This is a genomic window from Streptomyces sp. NPDC020742, assembly GCF_040641675.1.
Classification (GTDB): domain Bacteria; phylum Actinomycetota; class Actinomycetes; order Streptomycetales; family Streptomycetaceae; genus Streptomyces.
This window is the reverse complement of the sequence record NZ_JBFAEA010000001.1, coordinates 209,412-230,740: the sequence shown is the minus strand read 5'-3', so window position 1 is coordinate 230,740 and position 21,329 is coordinate 209,412. Positions and strand designations below refer to the sequence as shown.

Here is a 21,329-nt window from a genome sequence, read left to right as displayed (position 1 = left end):
CGATCGAGTCGCATACACCAAAGGGCGACCGATGATTTTCTCGGTCGCCCCTGGTCACGAGGGGTGTACAGCTGACGAAGAGTCAGGAAATGCCGGGAAAGAAAATCTTGATCTCGCGCTCGGCGGACTCTTCGGAATCCGACGCATGGATCAGATTCTCCCGGGTGATCGTTCCGAAGTCCCCACGAATGGACCCACTTGGCGCGGCAATCGGGTCAGTCGGACCGGCGAGTACCCGCACGCCTTCGATCACCCGCTCGCCCTCGACGACCATCGAGACGACCGGTCCGGACGACATGAACGCGACCAGGGGCTCGTAGAACGGCTTGCCGACGTGCTCGGCGTAGTGCTGCTCCAGAATGGCCCGGTCCAGGGTGCGCAGCTCCAGCGCGCTGATCGTCCAACCGGCCTTCTTCTCGATCCGGCCGATGATCTCGCCGATCAGACCGCGCTGGACGGCGTCGGGCTTGAGGAGGACGAGGGTGCGCTGGCTCACGAAGGGACTCCCTGATATAGGCAAAGGTCAGCGGGTGCACTGAGGCTACAGGGCGCACCCGGCGGCCCGGCCGCGCCCCCGACCCTCTCCCGCCCGGCGTCAGCCCGCCGTGGACGCCCCGGCCCCGGCCTCCGCACCGGCCTCGGCGGCCTGGGCCGCCCAACGGGCCTTCGCCGCGTCGACCTTGCGGCCGAAGTGCACCGACGCCCACCACAGGGCGGCGAACACCACCCCGAGGAAGAACATCGTCGGGACCACGAACCCGCTGGCGATCAGCGCGATCTGCAGCGCCCAGCCGAGCTGGACCCCACCGGGACGGCCGAGCATCCCGCACAGCAGCACGCTGAGCAGCATCGCGATCCCGCTGACCGTCCAGATCGTGACCGTCGACAGCTCGGTCATCTGCATGGCGACCAGCCCGGCGAAGCCGATCACGAAGAACTCGCCTATCAGAGTGCTGGCACACAGCGTGCGCACGGTCAGCCCCTTCCCAGCAGCAGTCGGGCCTCGCCGACGGTGATCACCGAACCGGTCACCAGCACACCCGCGCCGGAGAACTCGCCCTCTTCTTCCGCGAGGGTGATCGCCGCTTCCAGCGCGTCGTCGAGCCGGGGCTCGACCTGGACCCGCTCGGCGCCGAAGACCTCCACGGCGACCGCGGCCAGGTCGTCCGGATCCATCGCACGATGGCTGGAATTACGCGTCACCACGACCTCGGCGAAGATCGGCTCGAACGCCTCCAGGAATCCCCGGACGTCCTTGTCGTCGCTGGCACCGACGACACCCACCAGCCGGCTGAACCCGAACGCCTCGGTGACCGCCTCGGCCGCCGCCCGCGCCCCCGCGGGGTTGTGCGCCGCGTCCAGCACCACCGTCGGGCTGCGTCGGACGACCTCCATCCGGCCCGGCGACGCCACCGCGGCGAACGCGGAACGGACGGTGTCGATGTCGAGCGTCCGGGCGTGGTCCGAACCGACGCCGAAGAACGCCTCGACCGCGGCGAGCGCCACCGCGGCGTTGTGCGCCTGATGGGCGCCGTACAGCGGAAGGAAGATCTCGGGGTACTCGCCGCCCAGCCCGCGCAGCGTCAGCATCTGCCCGCCGACCGCGACCTCACGGGAGAGCACCCCGAACTCCATGCCCTCGCGGGCGACCGTGGCATCGACCTCGACCGCGCGCTTGAGCATCACCGACGCCGCGTCCACCGGCTGCTGGGCCAGCACGACCGTGGCGTCCTTCTTGATGATCCCGGACTTCTCGCCGGCGATCTCCTCGGGCGTCTCCCCCAGCCGGTCGGTGTGGTCCAGCGAGATCGGGGTGACCACCGCGACATCGCCGTCGATCACATTGGTCGCGTCCCAGGTGCCGCCCATGCCGACCTCGACGACCGCGACGTCCACCGGCGCGTCCGCGAAGGCGGCGAACGCCATCGCGGTGAGCACCTCGAAGAACGACAGCCGGTACTCCTGCTGGCCGTCGACCATCTCCACGTACGGGGCGATGTCCCGGTACGTCTCGATGAAGCGCTCGGCGGAGATCGGGCTGCCGTCCAGGCTGATCCGCTCGGTGACGGACTGGACGTGCGGGCTGGTGTAGCGGCCGGTACGCAGGTCGAAGGCGCCCAGCAGGGCCTCGATCATGCGGGCGGTGCTGGTCTTGCCGTTGGTGCCGGTGATGTGGAGGGACGGGTACGCCCGCTGGGGGGAGCCGAGGATGTCCAGCAGCGCGGCGATGCGCTGCACCGACGGGTCGAGCTTGGTCTCGCCCCAGCGGCCGGCCAGCTCGTCCTCCACGGCGCGCAGCGCGCGGTCGACCTCCGGGTCGGCGGGCCGGGCGGGGATCGGGTCCCCTTGCGGCGGCCCGGCCTGGGCGCGCAGCGTCCGGCTGCCGGCCTCGATCACCGCGAGGTCGGGGGTTGAGGTCTCCCCTGCTTGAGCGGATTCGAGAGCTTGGGGAAGGTCGGTCTCGGCCTCGACCAGCTCATCGAAGGCGTCGGTCGGGTCGGGGTCGTCGTTTCGGGGGCGCTCGCTCACGACGACAAGTCTACGAGGCACCACCGACAGCGGTGCGCCGTCCCACCCGGCCCCGTCGACCCGCCGCGTCCGCCCCCGGCGAACCGCTCGTCACCCCACCGCCGCCTTCATCATCGCCCGGGCCACCGGGGCCGCCAGCCCGCCGCCGGAGACCTCGCTGCGGGCCGCGTGGCCGTCCTCGACCATAACGGCGACCGCCACCTGGTGCCCGCTGCCGTCCTGGGCGTAGGAGACGAACCAGGCGTAGGGGGTACCGCTGTTGTCGACGCCGTGCTGGGCGGTACCGGTCTTGCCGCCGACGGTCAGTCCGTCGATCTTCGCGTTGGATCCGGTGCCCTGGTTGACGACCGTCTGCATGGCCGACCGTAGCTGCGCGGCGTGGTCCGCCGAGAGGGCCCTGCCGTAGGTCTTCGGGGCGTTCTGCTGGACGGTGCTGCCGCCGCCGTCGGTCAGCTTGTCGACCAGCTGCGGGGTCTTCAGCTCGCCCCCGTGGGCGATCGCCGAGACGACCATCGCCATCTGCAGCGGCGTCGCGGTGTCGTCGAACTGGCCGATCCCGGACAGCGCGGTCTGCGCCTGGTCCATGTCCGTGGGGTAGACGCTCTTGCCGGCCCGGACCGGGGTGTCCACCTTGTCGTCGTTGAAGCCGAACTTCTCGGCCTGTGCCTTCACCTTGTCCTTGCCCAGGTCCACGGCCATCTTCGCGAAGACGGTGTTGCAGGAGTACTGGAGCGCGGTGCGGATGGTCGCGTTCCGGCAGGGCGCGGAGGCGTTCTCGTTCTTCAGCGTGGTGCGGGTGTGCGGCAGGGTGTACGGATCGGGGCTGTCGGTGCGCTCGTCCACCGACCCGTACAGGCCGTTCTCCAGCGCGGCCGCGGCCACCACCAGCTTGAAGGTGGAGCCGGGCGGCAGCGGCTGCCGCAGGGCCCGGTTGACCTCCGGGTGATCCGGGTCACCGGACAGCTTCTGCCAGGCCTTCTGGTCGGCCGAGGAGGAGCCGGCGAACTTCCCCGGGTCGTACGACGGGGTGCTGACCATGCCGAGGATCCGCCCGGTGGCCGGGTCCAGCGCCACCGCGGCGCCCTTTTTGTCGCCCAGCGCCCGGTAGCCGGCCTGCTGCACCTTGGCGTCGATGGTGGTGGCCACGTCCCCGCCCTTGGCGCGCGTCCTGGTCAGCGCGTCGACGGGGCTCTGCAGCCGGCTGTCGGAGCCGTTCAGCAGGTCGCCGTAGAGGCTCTCCAGCTGGTTGCTGCCGAAGATCTGCGAGCTGAAGCCGGTGACCGGTGCGTACAGCGGGCCGTCCTTGTACGTCCGCTTGTACTTCAGGGTGGAGGAGGTGGCGGCCGAGCCGGTGACCGGCTCCCCGTCGACGAGGATGTTGCCCAGCGGTGCCCGGTAGGCGCCGATCGTGGTCCGCGGGTTGTGCCGGTCCTCCTTGAGGGCGCTGGCCTTCGCGCCCTGTATCCAGGTGGCCCAGCCCATCAGCGCCAGTATCAGGGCCAGGCAGAATACCGAGACCCGTCGCAGGGGCTTGTTCATGGGGCGCGGCTCCTCCGTGCGGGACGGGTGGTACGACTGGAAGGCCGGTGGTGCGGGTCTCCCACGCTCCGGCATTCCGGCATTTCCGGTCCAACGGTGCACCGGCTTCATGAGAGGGCGATGAGAACCGGCTGAAACCCCCGAATCCGCCGGCCGGGGACAACGCGCGGCCGGATTCCCCCCTCTTTCACGGCGGGCTGTGCACCCCGGGGCAGCCACCAGCGGCGGCGGAGCGCGGTACCCACCGCCCCGCGGGACAGCGGACGGGAAGGCAGGAGCTGAGGGACAGTGCCGGCAATCAGTCAACGGATGCACCTGGTGCTGCTCACCGCCTGGACCGTGCTCTGGTTCGTCCTCGTCGAGCCGCACGGCGGCTTCTCCTGGCACTACCTGCGCGCCGGCGGCGAGCTGATCTACCAGGGCGACGCCGGTGACGGCACCGGCGGCCTCAACCTCTACGCGCACCACCCCGAGCTCCAGATGGGCCCGCTCAGCTTCCTGACCGCGGGCCTGTTCAACCCCTTCGCCGAGGCCACCGGCCAGTTCCTCGCCGCGGCCCTGATGTCGCTGCTCGGCCTGGTCATCCTGGTCCTGGCGGGCCGCAGCGCCGCCCACTACTTCCTGGGCACCGGCACCAACCACCAGCGGCTGCGGCAGCGCGTCCTGATCGCCGGGCTGGCCTTCATCCCCATGTGGATCGAGGTCGCGGTCCGCTTCGGGCACCTCGACGACGTCCTGGCGCTGTTCTTCACCGCGCTCGCGGTACGCGCCGTCACCCGCGGCAACGCCGTCCACACTGGCGCCTTCCTGGCCCTGGCGATGGACTCCAAGCCCACCGCGCTGGCCTTCCTCCCGCTGCTGCTCGCGCTCCCCCGGGAGCGCTGGCTGCGCGCCGGTCTGTGGTGCGCGGGCCTGGTGGCCGTCGCCTGGCTGCCGTTCTTCCTCGGTGACCCGCAGTCCTTCGCCGCCGCCAAGTTCACCATCCCCAACCACCCGGCGTCCGCGCTGCGCTGGCTGGGCGTGGGCGATCCCGAGACCCCCGGCTGGGACCGCCCCGCGCAAGCCGCCCTGGGCCTGGCGCTGGGGTCCGTGGCCGTGTGGCGGGGCCGCTGGGCGGCGGTGGTCCTGCTGGGCGCCAACGCCCGGATCGTCCTGGACCCCAGCGTCTACACGTACTACACCGCGTCCGTGCTGCTCGGCACCCTGCTCTGGGACGTGATCGGGCAGCGCCGGCTGGTGCCCTGGTGGAGCTGGCTGGCCCTGCTGATCCTCTACGGCAGCATCTTCGCCGTCCCCGACGACTCCGCCCGCGGCCTGATCCGGCTGGCCTTCGTCGCGGTCTCCACGGCGTACGTCCTGCTGTGGCCGGTGCGCGAACGGGGAGAGCGGGGACGGCGCAGGCCCCCCGCCCGTACGGACGAGGGGCCTGCGGGGTCGTTCGGCGCCGCCGGGACTACGCCGAGGGCAGAGCCGCCAGCTGCGCGGTGATCCGGACGATGTCCGCCTCCGCGGCCTCCAGCCGGCCGCGGATCTTGTCCACGACCTTCTCCGGCGCCTTGGCGAGGAACGCCTCGTTGCCGAGCTTGGCGGTGGCCTGCGCCTTCTCCTTCTCCGCGGCGGCCAGGTCCTTGGTCAGCCGCTTCCGCTCGGCCTCCACATCGATCGCACCGGACAGGTCCAGCGCGACCGTGGCGCCCGCGACCGGCAGCGAGGCGGTGGCGCTGAAGCCCTCACCGGCCGGCTGCAGCCGCAGCAGCGAGCGCATCGCGGCCTCGTGGGCCGCCAGCGCCGTACCGGACAGGTCCAGCTGCGCGGGGACCTTCTGGCCCGGCTGCAGCCCCTGGTCCGAGCGGAACCGACGGACCTCGGTGACGACCTGCTGGACGGACTCGATCTCCCGCTCGGCGGCGGCGTCCCGGAAGCCGGAGTCCTTCGGCCAGTCGGCGATCACGACGGACTCCCCGCCGGTCAGCGCCGTCCACAGGGTCTCCGTGACGAACGGCACGACCGGGTGCAGCAGTCGCAGCGTGACGTCCAGGACCTCACCCAGCACCCGGCGGGAGGCGTCGGCGGCCGGGCCGCCCGCCATGAAGGTGGCCTTGGACAGCTCGACGTACCAGTCGAAGACCTCGTCCCAGGCGAAGTGGAAGAGGGTGTCCGACAGCTTGGCGAACTGGTAGTCGTCGTAGTACGCGTCGACCTCGGCGACGACCGAGTTCAGCCGGGACAGGATCCACCGGTCGGTCGCCGACAGCGCTTCCGCGGGCGGCAGGTCGCCCTCCACCGTCGCGCCGTTCATCAGCGCGAACCGTGTGGCGTTCCAGATCTTGTTGGCGAAGTTCCGGGACCCCTGGACCCAGTCCTCACCGATCGGGACGTCGACACCGGGGTTGGCGCCGCGGGCGAGGGTGAACCGGACGGCGTCCGAGCCGTACGCGTCCATCCAGTCCAGCGGATTGACCGCGTTCCCGAACGACTTGGACATCTTCTTGCCGAACTGGTCACGGACCATGCCGTGCAGCGCGATGGTGTGGAACGGCGGGGTGCCGTCCATCGCGTAGAGCCCGAACATCATCATCCGGGCGACCCAGAAGAAGAGGATGTCGTAGCCGGTGACCAGGACGGAGTTCGGGTAGAACTTCTCGACGCTCGGCGTCTGCTCGGGCCAGCCCAGCGTGGAGAACGGCCACAGGCCGGACGAGAACCAGGTGTCCAGGACGTCGGTGTCCTGGTGCCAGCCCGCACCGCTCGGCGGCTCCTCGTCCGGTCCGACGCAGACGACCTCGCCGTTCGGCCCGTACCAGACCGGAATCCGGTGGCCCCACCACAACTGCCGCGAAATGCACCAGTCGTGGAGGTTGTCCACCCAGCCGAAGTAGCGCGACTCCATCTCCTTGGGGTGGATCGCGACCTTGCCGTCACGGACCGCGTCACCGGCGGCCTGCGCCAGCGGGCCGACCTTGACCCACCACTGCATCGACAGCCGCGGCTCGATGGTGGTCTTGCAGCGCGAGCAGTGTCCGACGGAGTGGGTGTACGGACGCTTCTCGGCGACGATCCGGCCCTCGGCGCGCAGCGCGCCGACGATCGCCGACCGGGCCTCGAAGCGGTCCAGGCCCTGGAACGGGCCGTGCGCGGTGATGACGCCCCGCTCGTCGAGGACGGCGAGGTTGGCCAGGTCGTGCCGCCGGCCGATCTCGAAGTCGTTCGGGTCGTGGGCCGGCGTGACCTTCACCGCACCCGTGCCGAACTCCGGGTCGACGTGCTCGTCGGCGACGACCGGGATGCGCCGACCGGTCAGCGGCAACTCGATCTCGGTGCCGACGAGATGGGCGTACCGCTCGTCCTCCGGGTGGACGGCGACGGCGGTGTCGCCGAGCATCGTCTCGGCGCGGGTGGTGGCGACGACGATCGACGCGTCGCCCTCTCCGTACCGGATCGAGACCAGCTCGCCGTCGTCGTCCTGGTACTCCACCTCGATGTCCGAGATGGCGGTCAGGCAGCGCGGGCACCAGTTGATGATCCGCTCGGCCCGGTAGATCAGCTCGTCGTCGTAGAGCCGCTTGAAGATCGTCTGGACGGCCCGGGAGAGGCCCTCGTCCATGGTGAAGCGCTCGCGGGACCAGGCGACGCCGTCGCCCAGGCGCCGCATCTGGCCCGAGATCTGGCCGCCGGACTCGTTCTTCCAGCGCCAGACGCGCTCGACGAACGCCTCGCGTCCCAGGTCGTGCCGGGAGACGCCCTCCTTGGCGAGCTCGCGCTCGACGACGTTCTGGGTCGCGATACCGGCGTGGTCCATGCCCGGCTGCCAGAGCGTCTCGTAGCCCTGCATCCGCTTACGGCGCGTGAGGGCGTCGATCAGGGTGTGCTCGAAGGCGTGCCCCAGGTGCAGGCTGCCGGTGACGTTCGGCGGCGGGATGACGATGGTGTAGGGCGGCTTGTCGCTCTTCTCGTCCGCCTCGAAGTAACCCCGCTCTACCCAGCGCTCGTACAGCGGCCCCTCTACATCGGCCGGCGTGTACTGAGTCGGCAGTTCGGGGGCGCTGTGGTTGCTCTGCTGAGTGTTCTCGGTCACGACGCACAGTGTACGGGCGCCCATGTAGCAGCTTCGAATCGGTTTCGCCCCCGGGGCACCGGTTGTCAGCGACGTCATACAGGATGTCGCCAGCGCCCTAAACGCAGAACTCCACACGCAGAACTTCAACTGTCTTCAGTTGTCACGAGGGGAACCGCTCCATGAGCTACAACCAGCCGCCTCCCGGCCCGTACGGGCAGCAGCCGCAGCAGCCCGGCCCGTACGGCCAGCCGCAGCAGCCGCCGGCCCCGCAGCCCGGTTACGGCTACCCGCAGCAGGGCGGCCAGGTGCCTGGGCAGGGCTACGGCTACCCCCAGCAGGGCGGTCAGGCGCCCCCGCAGGGCTACGGCTACCCCCAGCAGGGCGGCCAGCCCCCGCAGCAGGGCTACGGCCAGCAGGCGCCCTACGGCGGCCAGCAGACCCCCTACGGCGTCATCCCCCAGGGCGCCCCGGAGGGCGGCGGCAACGGCAAGAAGATCGGCCTGATCGTCGGAGCGGTCGTGGTCGTCGCGGCGATCGGCGTCGGCGCGTACTTCGCCTTCGGCTCGGGCAGCCAGGTGAAGCCGTACACCATCTCGCTGCCGGACAAGCTGCTGAACGGGCAGTTCTCCAAGGCCGAGGGCTCCGGCAACTCCGGTTCCGAGGACTTCACCAACGACAAGGAAGCCAAGGCGATGGGCATCACCAACGCCCGGGGCGTCAGCGCTTCCTACAAGGGTGACGGCGGGCTGCAGTTGAACACCGGTGGCGTCTACGGGACCGTGGGCGACCCCGAGGGCACGGTGAACCAGATGTTCGCCAAGATGGACGAGAGCCAGAAGAAGTCCCTGGGGCAGGACGCCAAGTTGGAGGACGTCACCCCGACGACCGAGTACTCCCCGGAGGAGTTCGACGGCTCGGTGATGAAGTGCCGCACCCAGAAGGTCACGATGTCGCGGGGCGGGGTGACGGCGAACATCACCCTCTCCACCTGCGTCTGGGGTGACAACAGCGCCATCGGCTTCGCCCAGATGCTGGCCGCCCCCTCCGCCGCGGGTCCGGCCACCGCCACCACCCCCGGCGCCGAGGAGCTCTCCGGCAAGACCGCCACGATCCGCAACGAGGTCCGCAAGGAGAAGTAGCGGCGGGCCCCGTGCGCCGTCTGTGGGGGACGGCGCACCGGACGCCGTCGTCACGTCAGGAGCCGCCCGGCAGCACCTCGGCTGCCGGGCGGCTCCCTGTCGTCTGCGGCGCGGTTAGGCGCTCTTCTCCTGCGGCTCCCCCGACTCGCCGCGGTTGCGCGGGACCAGAGTGGGGTTCACGTTCGAGTGAACGACGTCCGCGGTGATGACGACGCGGGCGACGTCCTTGCGGGACGGGATCTCGTACATCACCGCCTGGAGGACCTCCTCCATGATGGCGCGCAGGCCACGGGCGCCGGTGCCGCGGAGGATGGCCTGGTCGGCGATGGCCTCCAGGGCGGGGCGGTCGAAGTCCAGCTCCACGCCGTCGAGTTCGAAGAGCCGCTTGTACTGCTTGACCAGGGCGTTGCGCGGCTCGACCAGGATCTGCAGCAGCGCCTCGCGGTCGAGGTTGTGGACCGAGGTGAGGACGGGGAGGCGGCCGATGAACTCCGGGATCATCCCGAACTTCACCAGGTCCTCCGGCATGACGTCCTGGAGCTGGTCCTTGGACTCGATCTCGCGCTTGGAGCGGATCGTGGCGCCGAAGCCGATGCCCTTGGCACCGGACCGGGCCTCGATGATCTTCTCCAGACCGGCGAACGCGCCGCCGACGATGAACAGGACGTTCGTCGTGTCGATCTGGATGAACTCCTGGTGCGGGTGCTTGCGGCCGCCCTGCGGCGGCACGGAGGCGGTGGTGCCCTCCAGGATCTTCAGCAGGGCCTGCTGGACACCCTCGCCGGAGACGTCCCGCGTGATCGACGGGTTTTCGCTCTTCCGGGCGACCTTGTCGATCTCGTCGATGTAGATGATGCCGGTCTCGGCCTTCTTGATGTCGAAGTCCGCGGCCTGGATCAGCTTGAGCAGGATGTTCTCGACGTCCTCGCCGACGTAGCCGGCCTCGGTCAGCGCCGTGGCGTCGGCGAACGCGAAGGGGACGTTCAGCATCCGGGCGAGGGTCTGGGCCAGCAGCGTCTTGCCGGAGCCCGTGGGGCCGAGCAGCAGGATGTTGGACTTGGCCAGCTCGATGCCGTCATCGCCGCGGCCGGGGCCGTTCTCGCCCGCCTGCACCCGCTTGTAGTGGTTGTAGACGGCCACCGAGAGGGCCTTCTTGGCGGGCTCCTGGCCCACGACGTAGCCGTTGAGGAACTCGTAGATCTCCCGCGGCTTGGGGAGTTCCTCCCACCGCACCTCGGAGGTCTCGGCGAGCTCCTCCTCGATGATCTCGTTGCAGAGGTCGATGCACTCGTCGCAGATGTACACACCAGGTCCCGCGATGAGCTTCTTCACCTGCTTCTGGCTCTTTCCGCAGAACGAGCACTTGAGCAGGTCGCCGCCGTCACCGATGCGTGCCACGAGGTGCTTCCCCTTCGCCTGGGATCCGCATTGCTCCACGGACCCGGGTACTTGCCTATCGACGGTACCTTGCCGGGCCCCCCGTTCGGGCCCCCCTTGGACCGACTCGGTTCACTCGGTCCCGGCCCGGTCCAAGGGGGCAACGCTCCGGCTCAATTCGCGCAGATCGCGATCAGACGGAGACGGACGTCTTCCGCGTCGAAACGATCTGGTCGACCAGACCGTACGCCAGGGACTCCTCGGCGGTCAGAATCTTGTCACGCTCGATGTCATCACGGATCTTCTCGATCGGCGTGGAGGAGTGCTTGGCGAGCAGGTCCTCCAGCTGCGAACGCATCCGCAGGATCTCGTTGGCGGCGATCTCCAGGTCGGACACCTGACCACGGCCGGTCTCGCTGTACGGCTGGTGGATCAGCACCCGGGCGTTCGGCAGCGCCATCCGCTTGCCGGGGGTGCCGGCGGCGAGCAGCACGGCCGCGGCGGAGGCCGCCTGGCCCATGCAGACGGTCTGGATGTCCGGCTTCACGAACTGCATCGTGTCGTAGATGGCCGTGAGCGCCGTGAAGGAGCCGCCGGGGCTGTTGATGTAGATCGAGATGTCGCGGTCCGGGTCCATCGACTCCAGGCACAGCAGCTGCGCCATGACGTCGTTGGCCGAGGCGTCGTCGATCTGCACCCCGAGGAAGATCACACGCTCCTCGAACAGCTTGGCGTACGGGTCGTACTCCCGCACGCCCTGCGAGGTGCGCTCGACGAAGCGCGGGACGATGTAGCGGGACTCGGCGTGCGGGCCGGAGTACTCGGACTCGGGCCGCTGGTAGAGGCCGCTGCCGGGGAAGTTGTTCATCGTGGTGTTCACCGTCCTGGTGGCGATCGAGTGGGCTGGGGTGGCTGGGGCGAGTGCTACGGGGCTCAGGCCCCGGTGCCGCCCCCGCCCGGAACGCCGGCCGCGGAGGTCATCACGTCGTCGATCAGGCCGTACTCCTTGGCCTCGTCCGCGGAGAACCAGCGGTCGCGGTCCGAGTCCTGGGTGATCCGCTCGACGGTCTGGCCGGTGTGGAAGGCGGTCAGCTCCGCCATCCGCTTCTTGGTGTGCAGCAGCCGCTCGGCGTGGATCTTGATGTCCGACGCGGAACCGGCCAGGCCCGCGGAGGGCTGGTGGATCAGGATCTCGGCGTTGGGCAGCGCGAACCGCTTGCCCGGGGTGCCGGCGCTCAGCAGGAACTGACCCATCGAGGCGGCCAGGCCCATCGCGATCGTCACCACGTCGTTCTTGATGTACTGCATGGTGTCGTAGATCGCCAAGCCGGCCGAGATCGAACCGCCCGGGGAGTTGATGTAGAGGAAGATGTCCTTGTCCGGGTCCGCGGCGAGGAGAAGCAGCTGCGCGGTGATCTTGTTGGCGATGTCGTCGTCGACCGGCTGGCCGAGGAAGATGATCCGCTCGCCGAGCAGCCGGTTGTAGACCTGGTCGCCGAGGCCACCGATGGTCGGCTCAGCGGCGGCGGAAGGCATCGGGATCGTCACGTGTCCACCTGCTCGTTGTCGGACGGCCACAGCCGTCTCAGCGTCGTCTTCTGGGGCGCGGGGATCAGGCGCCGCATGTCGCCCGGCGCGATGTCAGGACTCCCCTGCCCTCGTATCTACGGACCCTAACGCGCAGGTCGGACAACGCCATCCCGCATTGTCAACTGTTCGCTGTGAGCGCAGGCTCACCGGTCCGTCACGGCACACGGGCCCGAACACGCGGACGTGCGTGTTCGGGCCCGTGATCGGTCCTTCAGCGGAGCCGTGAGGCAGCCGGGGCTTTAGCCCTCGGCCTTCTCCTCGGTGCCCTCGGCCTCGGCGACGACGGTCTCGGCCACCTCGGCCTCGTCCTCGTCCGCCATGTCGATGACCTCGCCGGTGGTGTCCTTGACCGTGGCGGCCTCGACGACGACCGCGAGGGCCTTGCCGCGGGCGACCTCACCGACGAGCATCGGCACCTGGCCGCCCTCGACGACCGCCTGGGCGAACTGGTCGGGGGACATACCGGAGGACTGGGCGCGGCGCATGAGGTGCTCGGTGAGCTCCTCCTGGCTGACGTTCAGCTTCTCCTTGTTGACCAGCTCGTCGAGGATGAACTGGGTCTTGATGCCCTTCTCGGCCTGCTCCTTGGTCTCGGCGTCGAACTCTTCCTCGGTCTTGCCCTGGATCTCCAGGTACTTCGCGAGGTCGAGGCCCATCTGGCCGAGCTGGTGGTGCTCCAGGTTGTGCTTGCGGGTCTGGATCTCGTCCGCGAGCAGCTTCTCCGGCATCGGCACCTCGACCAGCTTCAGCAGCTCGTCCAGGACCTTCTCCTGAGCCTGGGTGGCCTGGTCGTACTGCTTCATCTGCTCCAGGCGCTTGCGGCTGTCCGCCTTGAGCTCGTCGAGGGTGTCGAACTCGCTGGCCAGCTGCGCGAAGTCGTCGTCCAGCGCGGGCAGTTCGCGGGCCTTGACCTCGGTGACCTCGACCTTGACCTCGGCCTCCTTGCCCTGGGCGGAGCCGCCCTTGAGCTCGGAGGTGAAGGTGGCGCTGCCGCCGGCCTCCAGGCCCTTGACCGCGTCGTCGATGCCGTCCAGCAGCTCACCGGAGCCGACCGTGTACGTGACACCCTCGGCGACGCCGTCCTCCAGGACCTCGCCGTCGACCTTGGCCTCCAGGTTGACCGTCAGCACGTCGCCGTCCTGCGCGGCGCGCTCCACCGGGGAGGTGGAGGCGAAGCGCTCACGCAGCTGCTCGACGGACTTGTCGACGTCCTCGTCCGACACCTCGACGGCGTCGACCTCGACCTCGATGCCGGAGTAGTCCGGGATCTCCAGGGCGGGGCGGATGTCCACCTCGGCGGTGAAGGCCAGCAGCTCGCCGTCCTTCAGCTCGGTGATGTCGACCTCGGGCTGGCCGAGGACGTTCAGCTCACCCTCGTTGACCGCCTCGGTGTAGAACTTCGGGAGCGCGTCGTTGACGGCCTCCTCCAGCACGGCGCCACGGCCGAACCGCTGGTCGATGACCCGGGCAGGGATCTTGCCCTTGCGGAAGCCCTTCACCGAGACCTGCTGGTTGATCTTCTTGTACGCCGCGTCGAGGCTGGGCTTGAGCTCCTCGAAGGGCACCTCGACAGTGAGCCGAACCCGAGTCGGGTTCAGGGTCTCCACGGCGCTCTTCACGGTTCGGTCTCCTTGGGGCTGACTTCTGGGGTTCTGCTTGAGATCTACCAGGTACCCGGCTGATCCGGGCCCGGATGATCGCGCCCGGCAGCAGATGCACAGACACACGGGCACGCAGTTTGCATAGTAACCGCAAGGAGGATGACGCCCACAACGCGATCTTGCCCGACCCGGCACACCCTGCCGGTCCTGCGGGTGGCCTGAGCGGCGAGAAGGGCGCTCGGCGGACGAAGAGGGTGCCCGGCTGCCTGACGCCGGGCGGAAAACTGCTGGTCGGGGTGGCCGGATTCGAACCGACGACCTTCCGCTCCCAAAGCGGACGCGCTACCAAGCTGCGCCACACCCCGTCGGTGCGACACAGAGGGTACATGCCCGCGGACGGAACGGCTGCCAGATATCGGGTGCCTGGTGGGCGCGGTGGGCCGGGAGGGGCCGCGCCCGCGCCACGTGCCGGAAGGGGTGTGCGGCGCACCGCCGCGACCCGCTAGGATGCACTGCGTGCCGCGGTCCTGCGACCAGCGGCGCTCGCGGGCGTAGCTCAATGGTAGAGCCCTAGTCTTCCAAACTAGCTACGCGGGTTCGATTCCCGTCGCCCGCTCTCGCAAGAACACCCCAGGCCGGATGACCTGGGGTTTTCTGCTTTTCGGGAGGCGGTTCAGGGGTGCGATGGGGCTGCCGCTGACGAGCCCGGTGGGGCCACCGCGGCGCGGTGGCGGTACGGCTTCGCGACCCTCCCGTGGACGGGCTCCGCGTAACGCTCCGCCCGGCCGCTCCTCCGCTCCCCGCCCGCCCTCTTCGCTGACCGCCCGCACATCAATAAGGTGGTCGGCATGGAGATCTGGCTCAATCCCGCGTGTTCCAAGTGTCGTTCCGCCGTCGGCATCCTCGACGAGGAGGGCGCCGCGTACACGGTGCGCAAGTACCTGGAGGACCCGCCGAGCGCCGAGGAGCTGCGTGCGGTGCTGGCACGGCTGGGCCTGGAGCCCTGGGACATCACCCGGACCCAGGAGGCCGCGGCGAAGGAGCTGGGGCTCAAGGACTGGGAGCGCACCGACGCCACACGGGAGCAGTGGATCGCGGCGCTGGCGGCGCACCCCAAGCTGATCCAGCGGCCGATCATCACCGCGGACGATGGATCGGCGCTGGTCGGGCGCACCGAAGAGGCGGTACGCGAGGCGATGGCACGGACCGGGGGCGAGTAACCGCGGACGGCGGGAGCGGGTGCGGCCGGACGCGCGGCAGAGTCCGGCCGAGGGCCGGCGGACCACCTGGCACGTGAAGCGATCGGCGGCCGGGAGGCCGCCCGGTCACCTAGAACGTGATGTGGTTGATGGTGTCCGCCAGGGAGTTCAGGAATCTGTTGATCGACGGCGCCATACCGGTGGAGGCGAGGAAGAAGCCGAACAGTATGGCGACCAGCGCCGGGCCCGCCTTCAGGGACTTCCCCCTGATCAGCACGATCATGATGATCCCCAACAGCAGCACTACTGACAGCGAAAGAGCCACAACTGATCACACCCTTGGTCGGAACGCCTCACCGGCCCGGGGGCATGCTGCACACACCCCCCGGGACCCATCGTGCCACCAACTCCATGCCCACTGCAGGCCGGTGACGAATCATCGGCCAAGGGTTTGCCCGATTCCGACCTGCGGTGGCCGCGGGGCGACGGGAGCGTGACGGCTGGGGAAAGCGCGGGCGGGCCGGAGGGGCGACCGCGGGGGTGGCGTTGACGCGGGGGAGGGGACCTGCGGACAGGGTGCGGGACCGGGCCGGGCCGGTCCGAACTGGGCCGGGCCGGCGGGAATTCACTCACCCGGCCCTCTTCCGGTAATTCAGGCCGAACACTCTGATCATTTTCCCCGCCTCACGGCCGGCCCATCCCGACCGGAAATTCACTTATTCGTGGCGTCCATCACGGCCGAGCCCGGCTTTACCCGGCATTGCGGAGCGGGGCAGAAGTGACCGACGCCACGGGAGCATAGTGCGGTAGAAGCGGACATTCCTCCTGCGTCGTTCGCAGGGGAAATCACCCATTTTGGGGGTATGAAGTGCGGCAAACAGGACATCTGTCGGGCGATTAAGTCGAGCCGATTGCAGGATTTATATACGCACTATCCGTTGCCCGACCTGCGCACATAACGAAAGGCGCAGTTGCGGTTTTACGCATTCGTCGAGCGCCGCTATCGTGCGTCCAATGTTCCCCGCTGCCCCCACACCTCGACCTGAACTCCCCCCTGCCCGGGAGGCGGCGGGTTCGCACCGGACGGAGCCCGCGGCGCAGCCACCCGCCACGACCGAGGGTGCCGCGGCGTCCCCGCCCAAGGCCGGTGGCCGCAATGCGTTCTTCGACAACGCGAAGTATCTGGCCATCGTGCTGGTGGCGATGGGGCACTCGTGGGAGCCGCTGACCGACGGCAGCCGCGCCGCCGAGGCGCTCTACATGACCGTCTACACCTTCCACATGCCGGCGTTCATCATCATCTCCGGCTACTTCTCCCGCAGCTTCGACATGCGCAAGGACCGGCTGCAGCGGCTGGTCACCGGAGTCGTCGTCCCGTACGTCCTCTTCGAGACCGCGTATGCGTTCTTCAAGCGCTGGGCGGACGACGACCCCGGCCACCCGATCAGCCTGCTCGACCCCTGGTTCCTCACCTGGTTCCTGATCGCGCTGTTCATCTGGCGGCTGACCACCCCGCTGTGGAAGGTGGTCCGCTGGCCGATCCCGCTGGCCGTGGCAATCGCCGTACTGGCCTCCGTCTCTCCGGACATCGGTGACGACCTGGACCTCCAGCGGGTGCTGCAGTTCCTGCCGTTCTTCGTGCTGGGACTGTCGCTGCGGCCCGAGCACTTCGCGAGGGTGCAGCGGCGGGCGGTGCGGATCGCCTCGGTGCCGATCTTCGCCTGCGCGCTGGTGATGGCGTACTGGGCGGCACCCCGGATGACCTCGGCGTGGTTCTACCACCGGGACAGCGCCCAGGAGTTGGGCACCACCTGGTGGATCGGCGCGATGATGACGCTGGCCCTGCTGGGTTGCTCGATCGTGCTGGTGGCCTGCTTCTACTCCTGGGTGCCGACCCGGCGGACGTGGTTCACCACGCTGGGCGCCGGCACGCTCTACGGCTACCTGCTGCACGGCTTCCTGGCGAAGGGCTCGCGCTTCTGGGGCTGGTTCGACGACTACGCCTGGCTGCACACACCGCTCGGCGAGATCACCGTCACCCTGCTCGCGGCGGTCATCGTCACCGCGCTGTGCACCCCGCCGGTCCGTAAGGTCTTCCGGTTCGCGATGGAGCCCACGATGTCCTGGGCCTTCCGCAAGGACCCGGCCGAGACCGCCCGGGGACGCGAGCACGCCACGGCCTGACCGGGACCCGCGCCTGCTGCCCGTCCCGGACGGCGCCGCTCCGTGCGGCGGTTCTCACTCATTCGACTGATCTCCGTGCCGGGCGGGCGCACGGCCCCCGTCAACGGCGCTCGTGCCGCGACGCCCTGGCTCAGGGCCGTCCCGCAGTCCCTCAGGCGTCGCGGCAGATCAGCAGCAGGGCGCGGTCGTCGTTGACGTCCTTGGCGACGGCCTCGATCAGGTGCCAGGCGGCGCCGGCGAAGCCGCTGGCGACATAGCGGTCGGCCTCACCGGTGAGCCGGTCGATGCCCTCGGCGATATCGCGATCGGCCGCCTCGACCAGGCCGTCGGTGAAGAGCATCAGCACATCGCCGGGGCGCAGCCTGCCCTTGACGGGGTCGAACTGGGCGCCGTCGTAGACGCCGAGCAGCGGCCCCTCCCCCGGCTTCTCCTCCCAGCGGCCGGTGCCGGCGCTGAGCTGGAGGGCCGGCAGGTGGCCGGCGGAGAGGAGTTCGTAGTCGCCGGATTCCAGGTCCAGGACGAGGTGGACGGAGGTGGCGAAGCCCTCGTCCCAGTCCTGGCGCAGGAGGTAGCCGTTGGCGGCGGGGAGGAAGCCGTGCGGCGGGAGGGAGCCCAGCAGACCGCCGAAGGCACCTGAGAGCAGCAGGGCGCGGGAGGCGGCGTCCATGCCCTTGCCGGAGACGTCGGTGAGGACGACTTCGAGGATGTTGCCGCCGTGGGTGCGGGAGGCGACGACGAAGTCCCCGGAGAAGGACTGACCGCCGGCCGGGCGCAGCGCCATTTCGTGGTGCCAGCCGGCCGGCAGGCTGGGCAGCGTGCTCTGGACGCGGATGCGTTCGCGCAGGTCGAAGAGCATGGTGCCGCCGCGCCGCCAGGGCACTCCGACCCGGCTGCGGAACTGGGCGATGAGCAGGCCGAAGAAGCCGACGGCGGCGACGACCAGGACGGTGCCCGGGGTGATCCGGTCGGGCCCCTCGTCGTACGGGCCGAAGAGCGCGGACTCCACGACCAGGGCGGTGGCGGAGGCGCTGTAGAGGATCAGGAGGTTGGCGGGGCGGAGCAGCAGTCCGCCGGCGATCACGGGGAGGACCAGGGCGGTGGGGGCGATCCATTCGGGGCGCCAGAGGGTGCCGGCGGCGATGGCGGGGATGGCGATCAGCAGGACGGCGAGCGCGAACCGGTCGGAGCCCTCGCCGCGGAAGTAGTCGACCCCGGCCTTGCGCACACCGACGCGGGCCCGGTGCAGGCCTTTGTGCACCCGGGCCGTCAGGGGTTCCGTACCCGGGCCGCTCGTCATCGCTCTGGGACCTTATCCACCCGTTCGGCGGCGCGTCGATTCGCCGCACGAAGCCCCGGCCAATTGCCGGGAAACCCCGTTCGAAATGCGGTCGCGCGGCCGGAGGGCGGCTGCTAGGGATGGGGTATGACGACCGAGTTACGGGTGTTGCGGGAAGCGGAGTGGCAGACCTGGTCCGACCGGCTGGACCTGGCCTTCGGCGGGCTGCCCCAGGCCACCGAGAAGCTCGCCGTCCGGCGTGGCCTCACCGAGTTCGACCGTTGTCTCGGGGTGTGGGACGGGGCGGAGTGCGTGGGGACGGCGGGGGCGCTCTCGTTCGGGCTGACCGTGCCGGGCGGGGCCGAGGTGCCGATGGCCGGCGTCACGATGGTCAGTGTGCAGCCGACGCACCGCAGGCGGGGGCTGCTGCGGTCGATGATGCGACGTCAGCTGGCGGACGTGCGGGAGCGCGGGGAGGCGCTGGCGGGGCTGACCGCCTCGGAGCCGGCGATCTACGGGCGGTTCGGCTACGGCGTGGCGACGCAGGAGTTGCAGCTGACGGTGGACACGGTGCGGCTGGCGCCCCCGGAGCTGCCGGGGGTGGACGGGGTGCGGCTGCGGCTGGTGGATCCGGTGGCCGCGCTGGCGGACTGTGAGCGGGTCTATGCGCGGCTGGTGCCGGGCCGACCGGGGATGCTGGCCCGGCTGCCGGGCTGGGAGCGGGTCGGGGTGCTCGACGTACCGGCGCACCGGGAGGGTGCCGGGGTGCTCCAGTGCGTGGTGGCCGAGGTGGACGGCGAAGTGCGGGGGTATGCGCGGTTCGCGGTCAGGCCGGACCGCGATGCGGCCGGCTCGTGCGGGACGGTGCAGGTCCGGCGGATCGAGGCGCTGGATCCGGTGGTGTACACCGCGCTGTGGCGGTTTCTGTTCGGGATCGATCTGACGTCGTCGGTGTCGGTGACCGGCAGGCCGGTGGACGATCCGCTGCTGCATCTGGTGGGGGACATCCGGCGGTGCCGGGCCGGGATGCGGGAGGCGCTGTTCGTGCGGCCGGTGGAGGTGGGGGCGGCGCTGGCGGCGCGGACGTACCGGACGCCGGTGGAGGTGGTGCTGGAGGTCTCGGACGCCTTCTGCCCGTGGAACGAGGGGCGGTGGCGGCTGTCCGGCGACGACCGCGGGGCGCACTGTGAGCGGACCGGCGACCGGGCCGATCTGGCGCTGTCCGTCAGGGAGTTGGGGTCGGCCTATCTGGGCGGGTGCACGCTGTCGGCACTGGCGGCGGCGGGCCGGGTGCGGGAGCTGCGGCCGGGGGCGCTGGCGGCGGCCTCGCTGGCCTTCGGGTCCGATGTGGCGCCGTGGCTGCCGCACTGGTTCTGAGCGGCCGGGGGCGCGGGGCACGCGGCACGGGGGCCGCGCGCCGCAGGGCGTGGGGGGCCGGGCCGGGGTCAGCGGGGGCCGGCGGCCGGCTGGCAGGCGGGGCACCAGAAGAGGTTGCGGGCGGCCAGGCCGGCGGTGCGGACCTCGGCGCCGCAGATGTGGCAGGCCTGCTGGGCGCGGCGGTAGACGTAGACCTCGCCGCCGTGGTCGTCGACCCGGGGCGGGCGGCCCATGGCCTCGGGCAGGTGCTCGGGCCGTACGGTGTCGATGCGGTTGTGGCGGACGCCCTCGGCCATCAGGAACACCAGGTCGTCCCAGAGGGCGTCCCACTGGGCGCGGGTGAGGCTGCGGCCGGGCAGGTAAGGGTCGATGCCGTGGCGGAAGAGGACCTCGGCGCGGTAGACGTTGCCGACGCCGGCGATGATCTTCTGGTCGAGGAGCAGGGCCGCGATGGTCGTCCGGCTGCGGGAGATCCGCTGCCAGGCGCGGGTTCCGTCATCCTCGGGGCGCAGCGGGTCGGGGCCGAGCCGGTCGTGTATCGCCTGCTTCTCGGCGTCGGTGAGCAGCCCGCAGGCGGTGGGGCCGCGGAGGTCGGCGTAGGCGTCGGGGGTGGCCAGGCGCAGCCGGACGGTGTCGGTGGGCGGCGGGGCGGTGCCCGCGCCGAAGCCGAGCTTGCCGAAGAGGCCGAGGTGGACGTGGACCCAGCGGTCCGGGCCGAAGCCGAGGAAGAGGTGCTTGCCGTGGGCCTCGGCGGCGGTCATGACCTGGGCGTCGATCAGCTCCGCACCGGCGGCGAACTTGCCCTGCGGGCTGGTGGCCCGGACCCGTCGGCCCGCGAAGCGGGAGCGGTGGTCCTGGGCGAGCCGGTGGATCGTGTGCCCCTCGGGCATGGGTGGTGTCCTCCCGTGGGCGCGCCCGCCCACCCCGGTGGCCGGGGAGGACGGGCGGCGGTGGTGTGTGCGGGTCAGCCCTGCGGGTGGTGGGCCGGGAGGGGCGGGAGGTCGCCGGTGGTCTCGTAGTCCGAGAGCATCTCGATGCGGCGGGTGTGCCGCTCCTCGCCGGAGTAGGGGGTGGCGAGGAAGACCTCGATGAACCGGGTCGCCTCGTCCTGGGTGTGCATCCGGCCGCCGACGGAGATGACGTTGGCGTTGTTGTGCTCGCGGCCGAGCTTGGCGGTCTCCTCGCTCCAGGCCAGCGCGGCTCGGACGCCCTTGACCTTGTTGGCGGCGATCTGCTCGCCGTTGCCGGAGCCGCCGATCACGATGCCGAGGCCGTCCGGGTCTGCGGCGGTGCGCTCCGCGGCGCGCAGGCAGAACGGGGGGTAGTCGTCCTGGGCGTCGTAGATGTGGGGGCCGCAGTCGACGGGGTCGTGGCCATGGGCCTTGAGCCACTCGACGAGGTGGTTCTTGAGTTCAAAACCGGCATGGTCGGAGCCGAGGTACACGCGCATGCGATGAGTGT

The 21,329-nt window shown here is 70.3% G+C and carries 18 protein-coding genes and 2 tRNA genes; 6 read left to right on the top strand and 14 right to left on the bottom strand.

Translation table 11 applies throughout. The features are described 5' to 3' along the window. Positions 1-82: 82 nt before the first annotated feature. From ndk to AB0G84_RS00900, 4 genes are all read right to left on the bottom strand, one after another. Positions 83-496, bottom strand: a complete 414-nt coding sequence (gene ndk / locus AB0G84_RS00915; RefSeq protein WP_361313581.1) for a nucleoside-diphosphate kinase — start codon at positions 494-496, stop codon at positions 83-85. Positions 497-595: 99 nt separating this feature from the next. Beyond that, a complete protein-coding gene (locus AB0G84_RS00910; protein WP_361313578.1) occupies positions 596-973 on the bottom strand; it encodes a DUF4233 domain-containing protein in 378 nt (125 codons plus the stop codon). Between the two features lie 2 nt (positions 974-975). Further along, positions 976-2,529: a folylpolyglutamate synthase/dihydrofolate synthase family protein gene (locus AB0G84_RS00905; RefSeq protein WP_361313576.1), complete on the bottom strand. Its 1,554-nt coding sequence runs from the start codon at positions 2,527-2,529 to the stop codon at positions 976-978. 90 nt (positions 2,530-2,619) lie between these two features. Beyond that, positions 2,620-4,068, bottom strand: coding sequence for a penicillin-binding transpeptidase domain-containing protein (locus AB0G84_RS00900; RefSeq protein ID WP_361313573.1), 1,449 nt, complete (start codon positions 4,066-4,068; stop codon positions 2,620-2,622). A 309-nt stretch (positions 4,069-4,377) separates the two neighbouring features. Between AB0G84_RS00900 and AB0G84_RS00895 the strand changes: the two genes are divergently transcribed. Next, the gene (locus AB0G84_RS00895) at positions 4,378-5,556 is read left to right on the top strand and encodes a hypothetical protein (RefSeq protein ID WP_361315033.1); all 1,179 of its coding nucleotides are present in this window, start codon (positions 4,378-4,380) and stop codon (positions 5,554-5,556) included. Here AB0G84_RS00895 and AB0G84_RS00890 read toward each other — a convergent pair. Continuing rightward, the gene (locus AB0G84_RS00890) at positions 5,522-8,143 is read right to left on the bottom strand and encodes a valine--tRNA ligase (RefSeq protein WP_361313570.1); all 2,622 of its coding nucleotides are present in this window, start codon (positions 8,141-8,143) and stop codon (positions 5,522-5,524) included. The genes AB0G84_RS00895 and AB0G84_RS00890 overlap by 35 nt on opposite strands. A 161-nt stretch (positions 8,144-8,304) precedes the next feature. Here AB0G84_RS00890 and AB0G84_RS00885 point away from each other — a divergent pair, with 161 nt between their 5' ends. Next, the gene (locus AB0G84_RS00885; protein WP_361313567.1) at positions 8,305-9,264 is read left to right on the top strand and encodes a hypothetical protein; all 960 of its coding nucleotides are present in this window, start codon (positions 8,305-8,307) and stop codon (positions 9,262-9,264) included. A 114-nt stretch (positions 9,265-9,378) separates the two neighbouring features. Here AB0G84_RS00885 and clpX read toward each other — a convergent pair whose 3' ends face one another. The 5 genes from clpX to AB0G84_RS00860 form a co-directional block, all read right to left on the bottom strand. Beyond that, positions 9,379-10,662, bottom strand: a complete 1,284-nt coding sequence (gene clpX, locus AB0G84_RS00880) for an ATP-dependent Clp protease ATP-binding subunit ClpX (protein ID WP_361313564.1) — start codon at positions 10,660-10,662, stop codon at positions 9,379-9,381. Positions 10,663-10,834: 172 nt separating this feature from the next. Further along, positions 10,835-11,509, bottom strand: a complete 675-nt coding sequence (locus AB0G84_RS00875) for an ATP-dependent Clp protease proteolytic subunit (RefSeq protein ID WP_361313562.1) — start codon at positions 11,507-11,509, stop codon at positions 10,835-10,837. A 65-nt stretch (positions 11,510-11,574) separates the two neighbouring features. Further along, a complete protein-coding gene (locus AB0G84_RS00870; RefSeq protein ID WP_361315031.1) occupies positions 11,575-12,177 on the bottom strand; it encodes an ATP-dependent Clp protease proteolytic subunit in 603 nt (200 codons plus the stop codon). Between the two features lie 293 nt (positions 12,178-12,470). Next, entirely contained in the window at positions 12,471-13,850 is a 1,380-nt protein-coding gene (tig, locus tag AB0G84_RS00865) for a trigger factor (protein WP_361313560.1), read from the bottom strand. Positions 13,851-14,120: 270 nt separating this feature from the next. Further along, positions 14,121-14,197, bottom strand: a tRNA-Pro gene (locus tag AB0G84_RS00860). A gap of 180 nt (positions 14,198-14,377) precedes the next feature. Between AB0G84_RS00860 and AB0G84_RS00855 the strand changes: the two genes are divergently transcribed. Next, positions 14,378-14,448: transfer RNA gene (locus AB0G84_RS00855), tRNA-Gly, on the top strand. Between the two features lie 232 nt (positions 14,449-14,680). After that, positions 14,681-15,052, top strand: coding sequence for an arsenate reductase family protein (locus AB0G84_RS00850; protein ID WP_361313557.1), 372 nt, complete (start codon positions 14,681-14,683; stop codon positions 15,050-15,052). Positions 15,053-15,161: 109 nt separating this feature from the next. Here the strand turns inward: AB0G84_RS00850 and AB0G84_RS00845 are convergent, their stop codons facing one another. Further along, the gene (locus AB0G84_RS00845) at positions 15,162-15,356 is read right to left on the bottom strand and encodes a hypothetical protein (RefSeq protein ID WP_361313555.1); all 195 of its coding nucleotides are present in this window, start codon (positions 15,354-15,356) and stop codon (positions 15,162-15,164) included. Between the two features lie 689 nt (positions 15,357-16,045). Between AB0G84_RS00845 and AB0G84_RS00840 the strand changes: the two genes are divergently transcribed. Further along, positions 16,046-17,215 (top strand): acyltransferase family protein, encoded by a 1,170-nt coding sequence (locus AB0G84_RS00840; RefSeq protein WP_361313553.1) that lies wholly within the window; start codon positions 16,046-16,048, stop codon positions 17,213-17,215. A 151-nt stretch (positions 17,216-17,366) separates the two neighbouring features. Here AB0G84_RS00840 and AB0G84_RS00835 read toward each other — a convergent pair whose 3' ends face one another. Next, positions 17,367-18,512 (bottom strand): PP2C family protein-serine/threonine phosphatase, encoded by a 1,146-nt coding sequence (locus AB0G84_RS00835; protein ID WP_361313550.1) that lies wholly within the window; start codon positions 18,510-18,512, stop codon positions 17,367-17,369. 126 nt (positions 18,513-18,638) lie between these two features. Here AB0G84_RS00835 and AB0G84_RS00830 point away from each other — a divergent pair, with 126 nt between their 5' ends. Further along, positions 18,639-19,868, top strand: coding sequence for a GNAT family N-acetyltransferase (locus tag AB0G84_RS00830; protein WP_361313547.1), 1,230 nt, complete (start codon positions 18,639-18,641; stop codon positions 19,866-19,868). A gap of 68 nt (positions 19,869-19,936) precedes the next feature. On the opposite strand, the gene AB0G84_RS00825 is transcribed toward AB0G84_RS00830, so the two are convergent. Both AB0G84_RS00825 and AB0G84_RS00820 read right to left on the bottom strand, forming a co-directional pair. Then, positions 19,937-20,758: a DNA-formamidopyrimidine glycosylase family protein gene (locus AB0G84_RS00825; protein WP_361313545.1), complete on the bottom strand. Its 822-nt coding sequence runs from the start codon at positions 20,756-20,758 to the stop codon at positions 19,937-19,939. A 74-nt stretch (positions 20,759-20,832) separates the two neighbouring features. After that, positions 20,833-21,318: a ribose-5-phosphate isomerase gene (locus AB0G84_RS00820; protein WP_361313542.1), complete on the bottom strand. Its 486-nt coding sequence runs from the start codon at positions 21,316-21,318 to the stop codon at positions 20,833-20,835. Positions 21,319-21,329 lie beyond the last annotated feature (11 nt).